The sequence below is a fragment of the Aestuariivirga sp. genome, from assembly GCF_044239095.1.
In the GTDB taxonomy this organism is placed as follows: domain Bacteria; phylum Pseudomonadota; class Alphaproteobacteria; order Rhizobiales; family Aestuariivirgaceae; genus Aestuariivirga.
This window is the reverse complement of the sequence record NZ_JBIICB010000081.1, coordinates 1-15478: the sequence shown is the minus strand read 5'-3', so window position 1 is coordinate 15478 and position 15478 is coordinate 1. Positions and strand designations below refer to the sequence as shown.

At 66.6% G+C, this 15478-nt stretch carries 14 protein-coding genes and 1 riboswitch; of the genes, 4 read left to right on the top strand and 10 right to left on the bottom strand.

Annotation, left to right across the window (positions count from 1 at the left end; translation table 11 throughout):
* Positions 1-597: 597 nt before the first annotated feature.
* The 4 genes from ACILRA_RS09595 to thiB form a co-directional block, all read right to left on the bottom strand.
* Positions 598-2400 carry an ABC-F family ATP-binding cassette domain-containing protein gene (locus ACILRA_RS09595; protein ID WP_395661883.1) on the bottom strand — a complete coding sequence of 601 codons (1803 nt, stop codon included), beginning with the start codon at positions 2398-2400 and terminating at the stop codon, positions 598-600.
* Between the two features lie 236 nt (positions 2401-2636).
* Positions 2637-3341 carry a thiamine ABC transporter ATP-binding protein gene (gene thiQ, locus ACILRA_RS09590; RefSeq protein WP_395661882.1) on the bottom strand — a complete coding sequence of 235 codons (705 nt, stop codon included), beginning with the start codon at positions 3339-3341 and terminating at the stop codon, positions 2637-2639.
* Positions 3341-4867 (bottom strand): ABC transporter permease subunit, encoded by a 1527-nt coding sequence (locus ACILRA_RS09585; protein ID WP_395661881.1) that lies wholly within the window; start codon positions 4865-4867, stop codon positions 3341-3343. Before ACILRA_RS09585 ends, thiQ begins: the two co-directional genes overlap by 1 nt.
* A gap of 126 nt (positions 4868-4993) precedes the next feature.
* Positions 4994-5989 carry a thiamine ABC transporter substrate binding subunit gene (gene thiB, locus ACILRA_RS09580; RefSeq protein WP_395661880.1) on the bottom strand — a complete coding sequence of 332 codons (996 nt, stop codon included), beginning with the start codon at positions 5987-5989 and terminating at the stop codon, positions 4994-4996.
* 43 nt (positions 5990-6032) lie between these two features.
* A riboswitch (TPP riboswitch) is annotated at positions 6033-6141 on the bottom strand.
* Positions 6142-6198: 57 nt separating this feature from the next.
* On the opposite strand from thiB, the gene ACILRA_RS09575 reads away from it, so the two are divergent.
* Complete coding sequence (locus ACILRA_RS09575; protein WP_395661879.1) at positions 6199-6840, top strand: thiamine diphosphokinase; 642 nt, start codon at positions 6199-6201, stop codon at positions 6838-6840.
* Positions 6833-8050 carry a class I SAM-dependent RNA methyltransferase gene (locus ACILRA_RS09570; protein WP_395661878.1) on the top strand — a complete coding sequence of 406 codons (1218 nt, stop codon included), beginning with the start codon at positions 6833-6835 and terminating at the stop codon, positions 8048-8050. Before ACILRA_RS09575 ends, ACILRA_RS09570 begins: the two co-directional genes overlap by 8 nt.
* Here ACILRA_RS09570 and ACILRA_RS09565 read toward each other — a convergent pair.
* From ACILRA_RS09565 to ACILRA_RS09545, 5 genes are read right to left on the bottom strand one after another with little or no spacing between them, the layout of a single operon-like run.
* Positions 8040-8975 (bottom strand): threonine/serine dehydratase, encoded by a 936-nt coding sequence (locus ACILRA_RS09565; RefSeq protein ID WP_395661877.1) that lies wholly within the window; start codon positions 8973-8975, stop codon positions 8040-8042. The genes ACILRA_RS09570 and ACILRA_RS09565 overlap by 11 nt on opposite strands.
* Positions 8972-9910 carry a bifunctional 5,10-methylenetetrahydrofolate dehydrogenase/5,10-methenyltetrahydrofolate cyclohydrolase gene (locus ACILRA_RS09560; protein WP_395661876.1) on the bottom strand — a complete coding sequence of 313 codons (939 nt, stop codon included), beginning with the start codon at positions 9908-9910 and terminating at the stop codon, positions 8972-8974. Before ACILRA_RS09560 ends, ACILRA_RS09565 begins: the two co-directional genes overlap by 4 nt.
* 34 nt (positions 9911-9944) lie before the next feature.
* Entirely contained in the window at positions 9945-10646 is a 702-nt protein-coding gene (locus tag ACILRA_RS09555) for a DUF429 domain-containing protein (protein ID WP_395661875.1), read from the bottom strand.
* Positions 10643-11413, bottom strand: a complete 771-nt coding sequence (locus ACILRA_RS09550; protein ID WP_395661874.1) for a bifunctional hydroxymethylpyrimidine kinase/phosphomethylpyrimidine kinase — start codon at positions 11411-11413, stop codon at positions 10643-10645. Before ACILRA_RS09550 ends, ACILRA_RS09555 begins: the two co-directional genes overlap by 4 nt.
* Entirely contained in the window at positions 11413-12585 is a 1173-nt protein-coding gene (locus ACILRA_RS09545) for an NAD(P)/FAD-dependent oxidoreductase (RefSeq protein WP_395661873.1), read from the bottom strand. Before ACILRA_RS09545 ends, ACILRA_RS09550 begins: the two co-directional genes overlap by 1 nt.
* Positions 12586-12712: 127 nt before the next feature.
* On the opposite strand from ACILRA_RS09545, the gene ACILRA_RS09540 reads away from it, so the two are divergent.
* On the top strand, positions 12713-13576 hold the full coding sequence (locus tag ACILRA_RS09540) for an HpcH/HpaI aldolase/citrate lyase family protein (protein WP_395661872.1): 864 nt from the start codon (positions 12713-12715) through the stop codon (positions 13574-13576).
* Between the two features lie 2 nt (positions 13577-13578).
* On the top strand, positions 13579-14625 hold the full coding sequence (locus tag ACILRA_RS09535) for a MaoC family dehydratase (protein ID WP_395661884.1): 1047 nt from the start codon (positions 13579-13581) through the stop codon (positions 14623-14625).
* Between the two features lie 62 nt (positions 14626-14687).
* Here the strand turns inward: ACILRA_RS09535 and ACILRA_RS09530 are convergent.
* The coding region (locus ACILRA_RS09530) for a Gfo/Idh/MocA family protein (protein WP_395661871.1) at positions 14688-15478 on the bottom strand (791 nt) is incomplete at its 5' end.

The following is a 15478-nucleotide window of genomic DNA, read 5'->3' as shown; positions in this document are numbered from 1 at the left end:
GAAGGTCCCCGACAGGGGGGATGAGGGCTTCTCTCCGCGAGCCGTGCCGGTTGAAAGAGGCCCTCATCCGGCCTTCGGCCACCTTCTCCCATCCCTTCGGGACGGGAGAAGTGAAGGCTGGCAGATGTTTGTCCCCTTCTCCCGTTGCGAAGCAATGGGAGAAGGTCCCCGACAGGGGGGATGAGGGCCTCTCTCCGCGAGCCGTGCTGCTTGACGCAGGCCCTCATCCGGCCTTCGGCCACCTTCTCCCATCCCTTCGGGACGGGAGAAGGGAAAGCTGTGAGATGTTTGTTCCCTTCGCCCGTCGCAACGCGATGGGAGAAGGTCCCCGATAGGGGGGATGAGGGCCTCTCTCCGCGAGCCGTGCCGGTTGATAGAGGCCCTCATCCGGCCTTCGGCCACCTTCTCCCATCCCTTCGGGACGGGAGAAGGGAAGGCTGGGAGATGTTTGTCCCCTTCTCCCGTCGCAACGCGATGGGAGAAGGTCCCCGACAGGGGGGATGAGGGCCTCTCTCCGCGAGCCGTGCCGGTTGACAGAGGCCCTCATCCGGCCTTCGGCCACCTTCTCCCATCCCTTCGGGACGGGAGAAGGGGAGATCAGCCCTCCAGCTGCTCGCGCTTCATTTCAAGTTCGAGCCACTGTTCTTCGGCCTTCGCGAGGTCGGTGCGGGCGGTTGTGAGGCGTGACACGGCCTGCTCGAAGGCCTTCGGGTCACGCGTGAACAGCGTTGCGTCAGCGAGCTTCGCTTCGAGTGTTGCGATTTCGCTTTCAAGTTTCTTCATGGTGGCGGGCAGCGTTTCGAGCGCGTGCTTTTCCTTGAAGGAGAGCTTGCGCTGGGCCGAGGCGGATTCGGCCCTTGGCGCGGCGGCGGACTTCGCAGCCTCCGCCTTCAGCTTTCGCGCCTCGACGCCAAGGCCGCGCTGGGCAACCATGTCGGAATAGCCACCGGCATATTCCGTCCACTTGCCGTCTCCTTCCGCCATCAGCACCGAGGTGGCGACGCGGTCGAGGAAGTCACGGTCATGGCTGACGAGCAGGATGGTGCCCTGATAATCCGCCAGCATCTCCTGCAGCATGTCGAGGGTCTCGAGGTCGAGGTCGTTGGTGGGCTCGTCGAGCACGAGAAGGTTCGAGGGCTTGGCAAGCTCACGCGCCAGGATCAGCCGCCCGCGCTCGCCGCCCGACAGGACGCTGACCGGTGTCCTCGCCTTTTCCGGGGGAAAGAGAAAATCCTTCATGTAGCTAATGACGTGCTTGGTCTCGCCATTGACGGTGACGGAGGAACCGCGGCCATCGGTGATGACGTCCGACAGGATTGCGTTGGGATCGAGGCTCTGGCGGCTCTGGTCCAGCGTCACCGTCTGCAGATTGGTGCCGAGGCGGATTGCACCTGTGTCGGGTTCCAGCGCGCCGGTGAGGAGCTTGATGAGCGTGGTCTTGCCCGCACCATTGGGGCCGACGATGCCGAGCCTGTCGCCCCGCATGATGAGGAGGTCGAGGTTCGCCACGATGGGCCTTCCGCCGAAGCTCTTGGAAACGGACTTGGCCTCCGCCACGAGCTTGCCGGAGAGGTCGCCCGAAGAGGCGGCCATGCGCACGCCGCCTACGCTTCCCACATGTTCCTTCCGCTCCGTGCGGAGCGAGGCCAGGAGATCGACGCGGCGCATGTTGCGCTTGCGGCGGGCGGTGACGCCATAGCGCATCCAGTGCTCTTCCTGCTCGATGCGCTTGGCGAGCAGCACCTGTTCGGCCTCCTCCTTGGCCAGTACCTCGTCGCGCCATGTTTCAAAATGGGCGAAGCCGCGCTCGAGGCGGCGGGAGGCGCCGCGGTCCAGCCAGACGGTGCGGTTGGTGAGTGACTCGAGGAAGCGCCGGTCATGGCTGATGAGCACGAAGGCAGAGCGCAGGCTCTTGAGCTCCGTTTCCAGCCACTCGATGGCGGGAAGATCGAGATGGTTGGTGGGCTCATCCAGCAGCAGGATGTCAGGCTCCGGCGCCAGCGTGCGGGCAATGGCCGCGCGGCGGATCTCGCCACCCGAGAGGCGCTTCGGGTCCTCCTCGCCGGTGAGGCCCAGCTCGCGCAGGAGATAGGTGCAGCGGTGCGGGTCATCAGCGGGCCCCAAGCCTGCCTCGACATAGTCGCGCACGGTGGCGAAGGCGGTGAGGTCCGGCTCCTGCGGCAGATAGCGGATGGTGGTGCCGGGCTGCACCCAGCGCTCACCATGGTCGGCCTCGATCATGCCGGCGGCGATCTTGAGGAGCGTCGACTTGCCCGAGCCATTGCGCCCGACGAGGGCCACGCGCTCACCCTCGGCAACGGCGAGCTCGGCGCTTTCGAGAATGGGACGGCCGCCGAAGGTCAAGCCGATGTTGCGGAGGTGAAGGAGGATTCTGCTCATGTGAGCCGGGGTGTAGCGTGTCATGCAGCTGGATGCATCCGATTTTGGATGATCGCGATCGCCAATCAACCCTGCAATTCCTCTCCCCCGCCGGGGGAGAGGTTAGGTGAGGGGGTCTGCCGGCGAGGGAGGTGGATGAGGCAAGGCACTGATGGTGCAGCTTGGAACAGCAACCGTCAGGACTCGCTGATGCACCCCCTCACCCTGCCCTCTCCCCCGGCGGGGGAGAGGAATTGTTAGCGGGTGTCACCCAGATAGTCCGAAAGGCCGGGGAGGTCCGTGGCGGCAAGCAAATCCGCTGTGGGGCGCAGCGCCAGGATGCGGCCTGCTTCGAGGTACGCGGTGTGGGTTGCCGCGTGGCGCGCATCCTCTGGCTGGTGGGTGACCATGATGACGGTCATCTGGCGTGCCTGCTGCATGGCCTTGACGAGGTCCAGCATGTCACGCCGCAGCGCGGGGCCCAGCGCGGCGAAAGGCTCGTCCAGCAGCAGCACGGGCCTGTCACGCACCAGTGCGCGGGCGATGGCGACGCGCTGGCGTTCGCCGCCTGAGACCTCGCCCGGCTTGCGGTGGGCGAGCGCGGAGAGGCCCACCTCACCCAGCGCTGCGGCGACGCGCCTTTCCTGCTCATGTCCGGGCTTCAGCGACGGCGAGAGGCCGAGGGCCACATTCTGCGCGAGGTCGAGATGGGCGAAGACGTTGTTGTCCTGGAAGATCATGCTGATGGGGCGCTGATCTGGCGGAAGCGCCGTGACGTCCGCGCCATTGATGGTGATGGCGCCGGAGAGTGGGGCCTCGAAGCCGGCGATGAGATTGAGCAGCGTCGACTTGCCGCTGCCGCTCGGGCCGATGACGGCCGTGAAGGAAGCGGCGGGGAAGGTGGCGTCGAACAGCATGGCCATGTCTTCGTAACGGAAGGCAACGGCATCGAGGCTGATCATCACCGGGCGCTCCAGCGTTCGGCGAGCGTGGAGAAGGCCAGCACCATGGCGCTGAGGACGAGGGCCGTGCCGATGGCCGCATCGAAGCGGTAGCTGCCCATCTGGCGATAGATGAGCGATGGCAGCGTCACGAAATCCTGCGTGCCGAAGAGCGAGATGGCGGTCAAGTCGCCCAGTGACAGGATCAGCGCCATGACGAGGCCGAGGCCGATGGCGTGGCGCATCACCGGCAGTTCCACCACGCGGAAGCGGGCCCAGCCCTTGAGGCCGAGGCTGAGGCACAGCCTGTCATGGGCTTGCGCCGACTGGGCAAGCGCGGGCAGCAGGGCGCGGGCGACGAAGGGCAGGGACATGAGGGCATTCATGGCGATGACGAGGAAAACCGCAAGCCCGCCGAAGCCGGCATAGGCGATGAAGCTCAGGAACCAGCCGGTGGCAAGTGCCGCGGGCGGCACGATCCAGGAGGTGAGCACCGCGAGCGCCGCGACCCGCCGCCAGGCCCCGCTGCGCACCGCCAGGACGGCGAGCGGCCAGACGAGCGCGAAAGCGAGCACCGCACTTCCCGCGCCGAGCGCGAGGCTCGTGGCCATCGCCTTCAGCAGCAGGGGCGAGAGGTCGATGCGCAGCAGGCCCGCGACCACCAGTGCCCCGAGCGGCGGCAGGAGAAGCAGAAGTGCCAGGGCGATCATGCCTGCATCCAGCAGGCGTGCGAGGGGGCCCTTGCCGTCATAACGCCGCGCGCCGAGCCGCAGCACCGGCCAGCCCTGCGCAAGGCCGCCCCACCTTTGGGCAAGCAGCGCCAGCGCGGCGCAGAGCGCCAGCTGCACGAAGGCCAGCATGGAGGCCCGCTGCGGGTCGAAATCGGCGCGCAGCGACTGGTAGATGGCAACCTCGAGCGTTGCCGCGCGCGGGCCGCCGCCGAGCGTCAACACAATGGCGAAGCTCGAGGCGCAGAGCAGGAAGATGAGGAGGCCCGCGCCGACGATGCCGCTCCTGACGGCGGGCCATTCGACAATGCGCCAGATGGCGGCTGGGCCGAAGCCAAGCTGTGCGGCGAGCTTGAAGCTTTCTGGCGGGATGCGCTCGAGATCAGAGAGGATCAGCCGTGCCGCGAGCGGCGCGTTGAAGAACACATGCGCGAGTAGGATGCCCTGAAGACCGTAGATGTCGAGGACGCCGCCGAGCCAGCCGCTGGCGCCATAGACCTCGATGATGCCGATGATGACGGTGATGGCGGGCAGCGCCAGCGGCAGGTTGAGAAGCCGCACCAGCACGCCACGGCCGGAGAAAGCCTGCTGCCGCGCGAGGGCACGCGCGAGCGGCAGGCCGATGGCGAGGGACAGAATGGTGGAGAGCCCCGCCTGCAGCAGCGTAAAGCTCAGCACACGGAGGACGTAAGAATCGAGGCCCTGCAACCCCTGCTCCAGCCCGAGCCGCAGCACGGGCAGGAAGCCGGCGGCAAGGGCTAGGAGAAGAAAGGCGAGCGCCGCGAAGGCCGGCGCTCGCGATGGTTGGTAGGCGATCACCTGTGCGTCACACTCTTTCGCGTCATCCCGGCGAAGGCCGGGATCCAGCTTCCTTGCCGGCTCCCATAGCTGGACCCCGGCCTTCGCCGGGGTGACGGAGGTATTGGTGGTGACGCATCCATGCCATCACTTCGCTGTGGCGTTCAGCCACTCGTCGATCCAGGCGCGGCGGTTTTGTTCCACCTCTTCAGGGCTGAAGAGCAGTGTCTTCTCCGGCTTCACCAGCGCGTCAAAGGCGGGCGGCAGGGGGGTGGAGGTGGCGCCCGCCGGGAACATCCAGTTGTTGGTGGGGATCTGGTCCTGGAAGCCCGGGCCCATCATGAAGGCGAGGAACTTCTGCGCCAGCGCCTTCTCAGGGCTCGCCTCGACGAGGCCCGCGACCTCGACCTGCAGGTAATGACCCTCGGCGAAGGCTGCCGCCTTGTAGCGCTCGCTGTTCTCCGCGATTACGTGATAGGCGGGAGACGTCGTGTAGGAGAGCACCATCGGCGCCTCGCCCTTGGTGAAGAGGGCATAGGCCTCCGACCAGCCGGGGGTGACGGTGAGGATGCGCGGCTCGAGTTTCTTCCAGGCTTCCGCCGCCTTGTCGCCGTAGACGCTCTTCATCCAGAGCAGGAAGCCCAGTCCCGGCGTTGAGGAGCGCGGGTCCTGCAGCACGATCTTCTGCGACGGGTCACCGTTCACCAGCTCGTCCAGCGACTTCGGCGGTTCCTTCATCTTTTCGGTGTCGTAGATCACGGCGAAGTGGCCGTAGTCGAAGGGCATGAAAGAATCATCCGTCCACGGAACGGGCGTCTTCGCCAGCGCCACGTCAAGGCCGTGCTTGCCGAAGAGGCCGGTCTTGGCGGCTTCCGCCGTGAGGTTGGTGTCGAGGCCCAGCACCACGTCAGCCTGGGTGTTGGCGCCCTCGAGCTTCAGCCGGTTGAGCATGGCGACGCCGTCGCCAGGCGCCACCCATTCCAGGGTGCAGTTGCACTCTTTCTCGAAGGCCTCCTTCACCTTGGGGCCGGGGCCCCATTCGGCGACGAAGCTGTCATAAGTATAAACGGTGAGCGTTTCCTTCGCCGCCGCGGGTGCGGCAAGCGCCAGGAGTGCTGCAAGGGCTGTAAATGTCTTCTTCATCGTTCCTCCATTCGCCGTTGGACGGAGGACTGGACATCAGCTGATGACGTCCGCCCGCAATCCCTCCGCCGGCATGATCCGGATCAGGTTCAGCGGGTCCAGGACGCAAAGTCCTGTCTCAGCCGCGTCGTGCGGCACCCCGTTGAGAGCACGAAGAAAGTAGGGCTTGGGGCGTGCGCTGGCAAGCGCGATTTGCTAGAGAACAAACGATGACACGTTTTGCAATTCTCCTGGGCGGCGACCTGACGGTCACGGCCCGGCTGCGCGGCCAGATCCGGGGGGCGCGCGTGATTGCCGCCGACAGCGGCATGATGCATGCCGCGGGGCTGGGCGTGGTGCCTGAACTGTGGGTCGGGGATTTCGATTCCGCTGGATCCGAGCTGACCATGCAGTACCGGGACGTGCCGCGAGACACCTTCCCGGCAGAGAAAGACGTGACCGATGGCGCCATTGCGGTGGCCGAGGCAATCCGGCGCGGGGCGAGCGAAATCGTGCTGCTGGGGGGCCTCGGCGGCCAGACCGACCATACGGCGGGGCTTCTGGGCCAGAGCCTGCAGATTGCGCGCGAGGGCGTGGCGTGCCTGCTCTCGAGCGGCACCGAGGAAGCCTGGCCGCTCATTCCCGGACGCATGACGGTGGAGCTTCCCCCCGGAACGCGCTTCAGCATCATTCCCTTCGCCGACCTCGTGGGCCTTGACCTGACGGGGGTGAAATGGCCGCTGTCGGGGCGCAGCGTTCCGGTGGGCTCGACGCTGACGCTGTCCAACCTGGCGCTGGGGGCCGTCACGGTCTCGCTGCGCGAGGGTTATGGCATCGCCATGGCCTATCCGGCGATGAACCTCGATGACTGAGATCACGCTCAGGATCGAGGCCATGGGCCGGCGCGGCGAGGGCGCCGCCCACCACGCCGGGCGCGCCGTCTTCGTGCCGGGAACGCTGCCGGGCGAGCAGGTGCGCGCCACGGGCGAGGGCGAGCGCCTGGCGCTGATGGAACTGGAACAGGCCTCGCCCGAGCGGGCAGCGCCCTTCTGCCCGCATTACGGCCGCTGCGGCGGCTGCCAGCTGCAGCACTGGCAGGAGGAGCCCTACCGCGCGTGGAAGGCATCACTGGTTGCAGCGGCGCTGGCCGGGCGCGGCATTGAAACGCGCGTGAGCGAGGTGATCGACGCGCATGGCGCGGGCCGCCGCCGGGTGAGCCTGCATGTGCGGCGGCTGGACGGGACCGTGACCGCCGGCTTCATGGAGCCGCGCAGCCATGCGCTGATCGACATCGGCCGCTGCCCCATCCTGGAACCAGCCCTTGCCCCCGCCTTCGACATCGGGCGCGCGCTGGGCACGAAGCTGGGTGACTGCGATGTTGCAGTGACATCCACCATGACGGGCCTCGACGTGAGCGTGCGCGCGGAACGAAAGATCCTGGCGCGCGAGCACGGACATCTCGCGGGCTTCGTGAGCACGCTGAAGCTGGCGCGGCTCTCGGTCAATGGCGAGGTGATCGCCACCGCGGCGCCGCCGCGCCTGAGGCTGGGCAAGGCCGAGGTGGCACTGCCGCCGGGCGGCTTCCTGCAGGCAACACTGCTGGGCGAGGAGACGCTGGCGCAGCTGGTGCTGGACGCGGTGGGAAAGGCCAGGCACGTGGCCGACCTGTTCTGCGGCGTCGGGCCATTCGCGTTTCGGCTCGCCGAACGCGCCAAGGTCGATGCCTTCGACAATGACCGCGCGGCCATCACCGCGCTTGACGCGGCAGTCAGGACGACGCCGGGCCTCAAGCCGGTAACCGCGGAAACGCGCGACCTGTTCCGCGCGCCACTGGTGCCCAACGAGATGAAGCACACCGACGCCGTGGTCTTCGACCCGCCGCGCGCAGGTGCTGAGGCGCAGGCGCGGCAGCTGGTGCGCTCGGGCGTGAAGACGGTGGTGGCCGTGTCCTGCGATGCGGGAAGCTTTGCGCGGGACGCGGCGATCCTGGTCGAGGGCGGCTATGCGCTGAAGCGGGTGACTGCGGTGGACCAGTTCAAATGGTCATCCCATGTGGAGATCGTGGCGCAGTTCACGCGCTGAACAGCTGCGCGAAGACATCCATCGGTGTGTTGGCGCCGCAGACGACGACGCCGACGCGCTCGTCCTTCTCCGGGCGGTAGGCGCCCGAGAGCAGCGCGGCGAAGGCTGCCGCACCACCGGGCTCGGTGACGAGCTGCATGTCGCGCCACAGCTTTCTCTGGGCGTTGCGGATGTCCTCGTCGGAAATCAGCACCACCTGCTGGACGTGATCCCTGGCGATCTCGAACATCAGCCTGCCCACCGTGGTGGCGCCGAGCGAATCCGCCGCGAGGCCCGAGGTCTTCACCGGCACGCGATCGCCGGCGGCGAGCGCGGCGTGGAGCGTGTTGCAGGTGTGGGGCTCAACACCCACCACCTTCACGCCGGACTGGTACCAGGCCGCGATGCCGCCGATGAGGCCGCCGCCGCCGACGGCCACGAGCAGCGTGTCGAGGTTGGGGGCCTGGTCCTCCAGCTCGCGGGCGAGCGTGCCCTGGCCTTCGAGTGTCGGCACCGCGTCATAGGCATGGATCGAGACAGCGCCGGTCTCGGCGATATAGGCCTCACACAGGGCGAGTGCGGCGTTGTAGTTCTCGCCCTTCTGCACGATCTCGGCGCCATAGGAGGCGATGCGCGCGACCTTGGCGGGCGAGGAGATTTCAGGCACGAAGATCCTGGCCTTGTGGCCGAGCTGGCGCGCGGCATAGGCGACGGCCGCGCCGTGATTGCCGCCCGATGCCGTGGCAACACCCGCCGCACCGGCACTTGCGCCCAGCAGCGTGTTGAAGGCGCCGCGCGACTTGAAGCTGCCTGCATGCTGCAGCAGTTCGAGCTTGAGGGTGACGGGACGCGCCACGCCCTCCACCATCACGTCGACCACGGGGGTGCGCCGGACATGGGGTGCGATGCGGCTCGCGGCGGAAACAATGGCCTCGCGCGTGATCATTGGGCGGGGGCCACGTTGACGGGCATGTCCGACTTGCCGCCGAAGACCTGGTCGTAATAGCGCTTCTGCGCCTCGGCGGCAGTCAGGGCATTGCGCATGAGGATCGCGACGGTGACGGGGCCAACACCGCCCGGAACGGGCGTGATCCAGCCCGCGGTCTCCGCACAGGCCTCATAGTCGACGTCGCCCACGGTGAAGTGGCGGCCGCCCTCCTCGATCTGGTTGATGCCGATGTCGATCACCGCCGCGCCCGGCTTGATCATGTTGGGGGTAATGAAGCGCGGCTTGCCGACGGCCACGAAGATCGCGTCCGCCGCGCGCGAGTGGACGGCGAGGTTTCTCGTCATGTGATGGCAGACGGTGACGGTGGCGCCCTCTGCCATGAGCAGGAAGGCGATGGGCTTGCCGACGATCTCGGAATGACCGATCACCACCACCTCGAGCCCCTCGAGCTTAAGGCCGGTGCGGCGCAAGAGCTCCACCGAGGCCGCCGCCGTGCAGGGCGCGAGCGAGGTGTCACGGTAGACGATGTTGCCGATCGAGGCCGGGTGCATGCCTTCGACGTCCTTCAGCGGGTGGACGGCCGTCTGCAGCTCGCGGATGTCGAGGTGCTGCGGCACCGGGCGCTGGATGATGACGCCGGTGACGCGCGGATCGGTGTTGAGCGCCTGGAGGATGCCCAGCATCTCGACGCGCGAGACGGTGGAGGGCAGGTTGCGCTCCTCGAACATGATGCCCGACGTCCCGGCAGCCCTGGCCTGGTTCCTCACATAGAGGCTGACCGCCGGAACATCTCCGATGGTGATCGAGACGAGCTTCACCGGCCAGCCCTTGGCAGCGAGGTCCTCGACGCCGTGGTAGACGCTGCGGGTGATTTCCTCCGCGACAGGCTTGCCCAGCAGGGCATTGTGGCGGATGGCGGGCTTGGCAGTCATGCGCGGCAATTCCTCCTGAACCGGCGCCTGTTAATCACGCGTGGATCGCCATGCGCAAGCCCCTTGCGTCCTGCGGCGGGTCGGCCGGAAAGCGGACCGCCCGCCCCTCGGCAATGCGCCGCGCGCTCCATGCGCAGGCGCAGGCATCGAGCAGGTCATCAGCACCCACCTCAGACCTGCGGTAGGCGGCGGCGGGAAGTTCGGTGAGCGGGAAGCCGGCGCCGGTGAGAAGATCGCGGCGAAGTGCGAGACCGGACTCATTGCTCCTGCCCTTGACCTTCTTGGGCAGCGCAAGCGGGGCGTTGGCGTTCATCGCCCAGAAGGCGAGTTCCGGGTGGACCTCGAAGACGCGCTGCTGCAGGTCCGGCGTCATCAGCCGGTCGACCTCGCGCATCTTGGGGAAGATGTGGAAGATCTGCTTCGACACCTTGCGGGGCGGATCGGAGCTGGCGAGATTGGCGCGGCAGGCCTCCGCATAGTCCTCACTCATCACAGCGGCGCGCGAGGGCACGGAAAAGACGCTCGACTGGCGCGCGCCCAGCCTGGCGCGCACCTCGCGCTCGGTGAGGCGGCCAGAGAGCGGCGGAAAGCCAATCGGCATGTCGACGGCGATGATGGCGGCATCAATCGCCAGCACCTCGGCGAAGCTGCGGCAGAAATGATGGGTGAGCGTGCTGGCCCAGCGCACCGCGACCCAGCCGCCCGGGCAGCCGTCAACGCCCAGAACCGGCGTCATGCCGTGTGGAGCGCCAGGGCGACATTCAGCACCGGCGTTCCGGCACTGAGGGCGATGGCGCGGGTGAGCGTCTTCATCGCGGAAGCGAGCGCCTGCGGGGGTGGATAGAGAAGGCGGCCTGCGAGGTAGAGGCCGCTCAGGAAATCGCCCGTGCCGTGCGGCACGTCAGACAGCACCGGTGTCAGGATGCGGTGCACCTGGTCAGGCGTGATCAGCAAGGTGGCGAGGCGGCCCTCGCCTGCGGGAATGGAGGTGGCGAGCACTTCAGGCAGGCCGAGGGCGCGCGCGGCCGCGATGGCGCTCGCCTCGCCGGTGACATCCTGCCCGGAGAGACGGGCGAGTTCGAAGCCATTGGGTGCAAGGCAGGTGGCGCGCGGCACGAGACGGCTGGCAATGGCCTCTGAAACGTCGGCTGGCACATAGAGCCTGCCGTGATCGCCCATCACCGGATCGACCAGCACGAAGGGCACCTCGATGCGCTCCATGAGCTGTGCGACCGCTTCGACCTGTTCGGCCGAGGCGAAATATCCCGTCAACAGCGCATCGAGCCCCTCGAGCGCGCCCAGCGCCTCCAGCGCCGCCAGCATGCGCTCCATGTCCTCCGCCCCGGTGCGAATGCCAGCGGGCGTGCCGTGGCCGGGGTGGTTCGACAGCATGACGGTGGGAAGGCCAAGCACCTCATGTCCCATCGCCTGGAGGGCGGGAACCGCGGCCGCGTTGCCCACCGGTCCCCACACGACCTGACTCGAGATGCTGAGGACGCGCATCAGATCACGTTCTTCTCGTACAGCGGCTCGTTGCGGGTGATGCGTTCATAACCAAAGCGCGTGAGGTCGATGGTGCGGTAGCCGCCATGCAGGACAAGTTCCGCGATGGCATTGCCCGACGCCGGGCCCTGCTGCAGGCCGTGGCCTGAGAAGCCGTTGGCGAAGAGGAAGTTGGTGACATCCGGATGGGGGCCGATCACCGCATTCTGGTCCAGCGCATTGTAGTCGTAATGCCCTGTCCAGGCGCTGATGACCTTGATGGCCTCGAAGGCCGGCACGCGCTCCGCAAGGCCCGGCCAGATGCGCTCCTCGAACCAGGCGTGATCGACCTCCCAGTCGAAGACGGTGGGTTCCTCATGCTCCTCAGGCGACAGGCCACAGATGAAGTTGCGGCCTTCGGGGCGGAAATAGATGCCGCCCGGCTCCACCGTCAGCGGGGCCTTGTGCAGCGCCTCGGTGGCCTGCGGACAATCGAAGACATAGACGTAACGCTTGCGCGGGCCGACCGGCAGATCAATACCGGCCATGGCCGCAAGCGCACCAGCGCCAGCACCGGCGGCATTGACCAGCGTGCCGCAGGCGAGCCTTTCGCCGGAGGCGAGCGTTACCCCCGTGATGCGGCCGGCATGGGCGTCAACAGCCTGCACCTGCCCCTGGATCAGCGCCACGCCCTGTGCGACCGCCGCCTTGCGGAACAGGGCAGCCAGCGAATAGGGATCAACCCAGCCCTCATGCGAGAGGCCAAAGCAGCCGCCCGCCAGACCTTCCGGATTGAGCCAGGCAAAGCGCTGGCCCAATGCGGCAGCGTCAAGCAGCACATTATGCGCGCCATGGGCGATCTGCACGGCATGGTTTTCCGCCAGCACCGGCAGGCCGGTGGCGCTGGCGAGGATCAGGTATCCCTGCTCCTTGAAGCCCACGTCAGCCTCAGGCCCGAACTCTTCCGCCAAATTCTTGACAAGCCTGATGCCGAAGGTTGAGAGCGCGATGTTCTCCGGCGTGGAGAACTGCTGGCGCAGGCCGCCGCAGGAGCGAGCCGTGCAGCCGGACTGCCAGCTCGTATCCTGCTCCACGATGGCGATGGTGCCGGAGAAGCCGTGCTTCTTCAGGTAATAAGCGCTGGCACTGCCGACGACGCCGCCGCCCACGATCACGATGTCATATGGTGTCATGGGCCGGGACATTGCCCAAAGGACGCGGGCACCACAAGACCTCAAGCCATGCGGCTCATCCAAAAGTGGGCTTCCATTCCTGCATTGCGGCGATTACCGTCGCGCCACAAAAACAATCGGAAAGCACATGACCTTGCGAGCCAGACGCAGCGTTCTCTACATGCCCGGCGCCAATGAACGGGCGCTCGAAAAGGCCAAGGTCCTCGAGGCCGATTCCCTTATCCTCGACCTTGAGGATTCAGTCGCCCCCGACGCCAAGGCAGAAGCCCGCGCCAAGGTGGCGGCCGCGGTGAAGGCCGGGGGCTATGGCCGGCGCGAACTGGTGATCCGCATCAATGGGCTTGATACGCCATGGGGTGTGGAGGATCTGAAGATGGCAGCCGAGGTGAACCCCGATGCCATACTGGTTCCGAAGGTGGCGCGGCCGGGCGACATCGTGAATGTGTCGAAGATCCATGCCGGCATGGGCGGCGCCGAGACCACGCGCATGTGGGCGATGATGGAAACGCCCATGGCGATCTTCAACGTGCGCGAGATCGCTTCCGTGCACCAGGTGGCCAGGCTTTCCTGCCTCGTGCTGGGCACCAATGACCTGTTGAAGGAATCGCGCGCGCTGGCAACCGGCGGGCGCTTCGCCATTCTGCCCTGGCTGTCGATGACGCTGCTGGCGGCCCGCGCCTATGGCCTTGACGTGATCGACGGGGTCTACAACGACTTCCGCGACGAGCAGGGCTTCCGCGCCGAATGCGAGCAGGGCCGCACGCTGGGCATGGATGGCAAGACGCTGATCCACCCCGGGCAGATCGCCCTGTGCAACGAACTCTTCTCGCCAGCACCCGAGGAAGTGGCATGGTCACGCCGGATCATCGCGGCCTTCAAACTGCCGGAGAATGCCGCGAAGGGTGTCATCACCATCGATGGGCGGATGGTGGAACGCCTGCATCTTGCGATGGCGGAACGCGTGGCCGCGATTGCGGAGGCGATCTCGTGAGCGTGAAGACCAATCCCGGAAACTTCTTCGAGGACTTCCGCCTCGGTCAGACGATCCGCCACGCCACACCACGCACGGTGACGGCGGGCGACCAGGCGCTTTACACAGCACTTTATGGTTCGCGCTTTGCGGTGCAGTCCTCCGATGCCTTTGCGCAGAGGGCCGGATACCACAGCGCACCCATCGACGACCTGCTCACCTTCCACATCGTATTCGGCAAGACCGTGCCGGACATCTCCCTCAATGCGGTGGCCAATCTCGGCTATGCGGAGTGCCGGTTCCTGAAGCCAGCTTATCCGGGCGATACGCTGTCCACCGTTTCCGAGGTCATCGGCCTCAAGGAGAATTCTTCGGCCAAGACCGGCACCGTCTATGTGCGCTCGGTGGGAATCAATCAGCGCGGCGAGGAGGTTCTCTCCTATGTGCGCTGGGTGATGGTGAGGAAGCGCGACGAAACAGCACCGGCACCGCCTGCACATGTGCCGGACCTGGTGAAACGGGTTGACCCTGCCGCGTTTGGCGCTGCCTGCCCGGTGATTAACAGTGCCAGCTGGGATGACGGGCTGTCAGGCTCATCCCACCGCTTCGGTGACTATGCCGCGGGCGAGAAGATAGACCATGTCGACGGCATGACGGTGGAGGAGGCCGAGCACCAGCTGGCGACGCGCCTTTACCAGAACACCGCCAAGGTGCATTTCAACCAGCATTCGGAAGCGCAGGGCCGCTTCGGGCGGCGGCTGATCTATGGCGGGCACGTGATCTCGCTGGCGCGCGCCTTGAGCTTCAATGGGCTGGCCAATGCCTTCCACATCGCGGCAATCAACGGCGGACGGCACGTGGCGCCGCTGTTCGCCGGGGGCACGGTCTTTGCGTGGTCGGAGATCCTGGAGACAGCGGAAGTTGCGGGATGCGGCGGCGTGGGCGCCCTCAGGATCATGACACGCGCGACGCGTGATCTTCCGTGTGCGGATTTTCCAACCGCGGACGGAGCGCCCGGCGAGCCAGGCGTAATCCTCGAACTCGATTACTGGGTGCTGATGGTGAAGTGATCATCCTTTCCGTCATGCCAGCGGATGCTGGCATGACGCGCGCAAGATCATGCTCTCGAACCTCACAACATCAGCCGCTTCTCCGCCATCGGGAATTCGCGCGCCATGGACTTTACCGGATGAGAGGCGCGCTCCGGCAGCGTGATCTTCTGCGCCCGGCCCGTCTTCGCGGATTCCTCGATGGCGCGCATGATGGCGACGTCGGCGAGGCCGTCACCGCCGTCGGGCTCAGGCGCAATGCCGTTGAGGATACAATCCGAGAAGTAATGCGCCTGGCCGCTGAAATGGTCGTATTGCGGGAAGGCCTTCTCCACCGTCTTGCCGCCCTTGGTGAGCGTCACTGTGATAGGCCGGTCGAAGCGATAGCCCGAGGACACCTCGATCTGCCCTTCGGTGCCGACCACGCGATATTGGTCAATGTCGTCGCCGCCGAAGCTGGCGACGAACTGCGCGATGCGCTCCTGCGGGAAGCGCAGCGTGGCGGAGACCATTTCTTCAACCTCGGTGAAGCGGGCATCACCCGGGCGGGCGGCGATGGCGGCAATCACCTCGGTTGGTTCCGCGCCCAGGAGATGGCGCATGGCATTGACGCAATAAACACCGATGTCCTGCAGGGGACCGCCCCAATGCTCCGCCTTGAGGCGGTGGTTGCCCGCAGCGACGGGGAAGGAAAACACAGACGAGAACAGGCGCGGCTCGCCGATCTCGCCGCGGCGGATGATGTCAATGGCCTCGAGGGTTCCAGGCTCGGTGTGGAGGCGGTAGGCCGTCATCAGCTTGACGCCCGCCTTGCCGGCCGCGGCAATCATCGCCTCGCATTCGGCGGCGGTGACGGCCAGCGGCTTCTCGACCA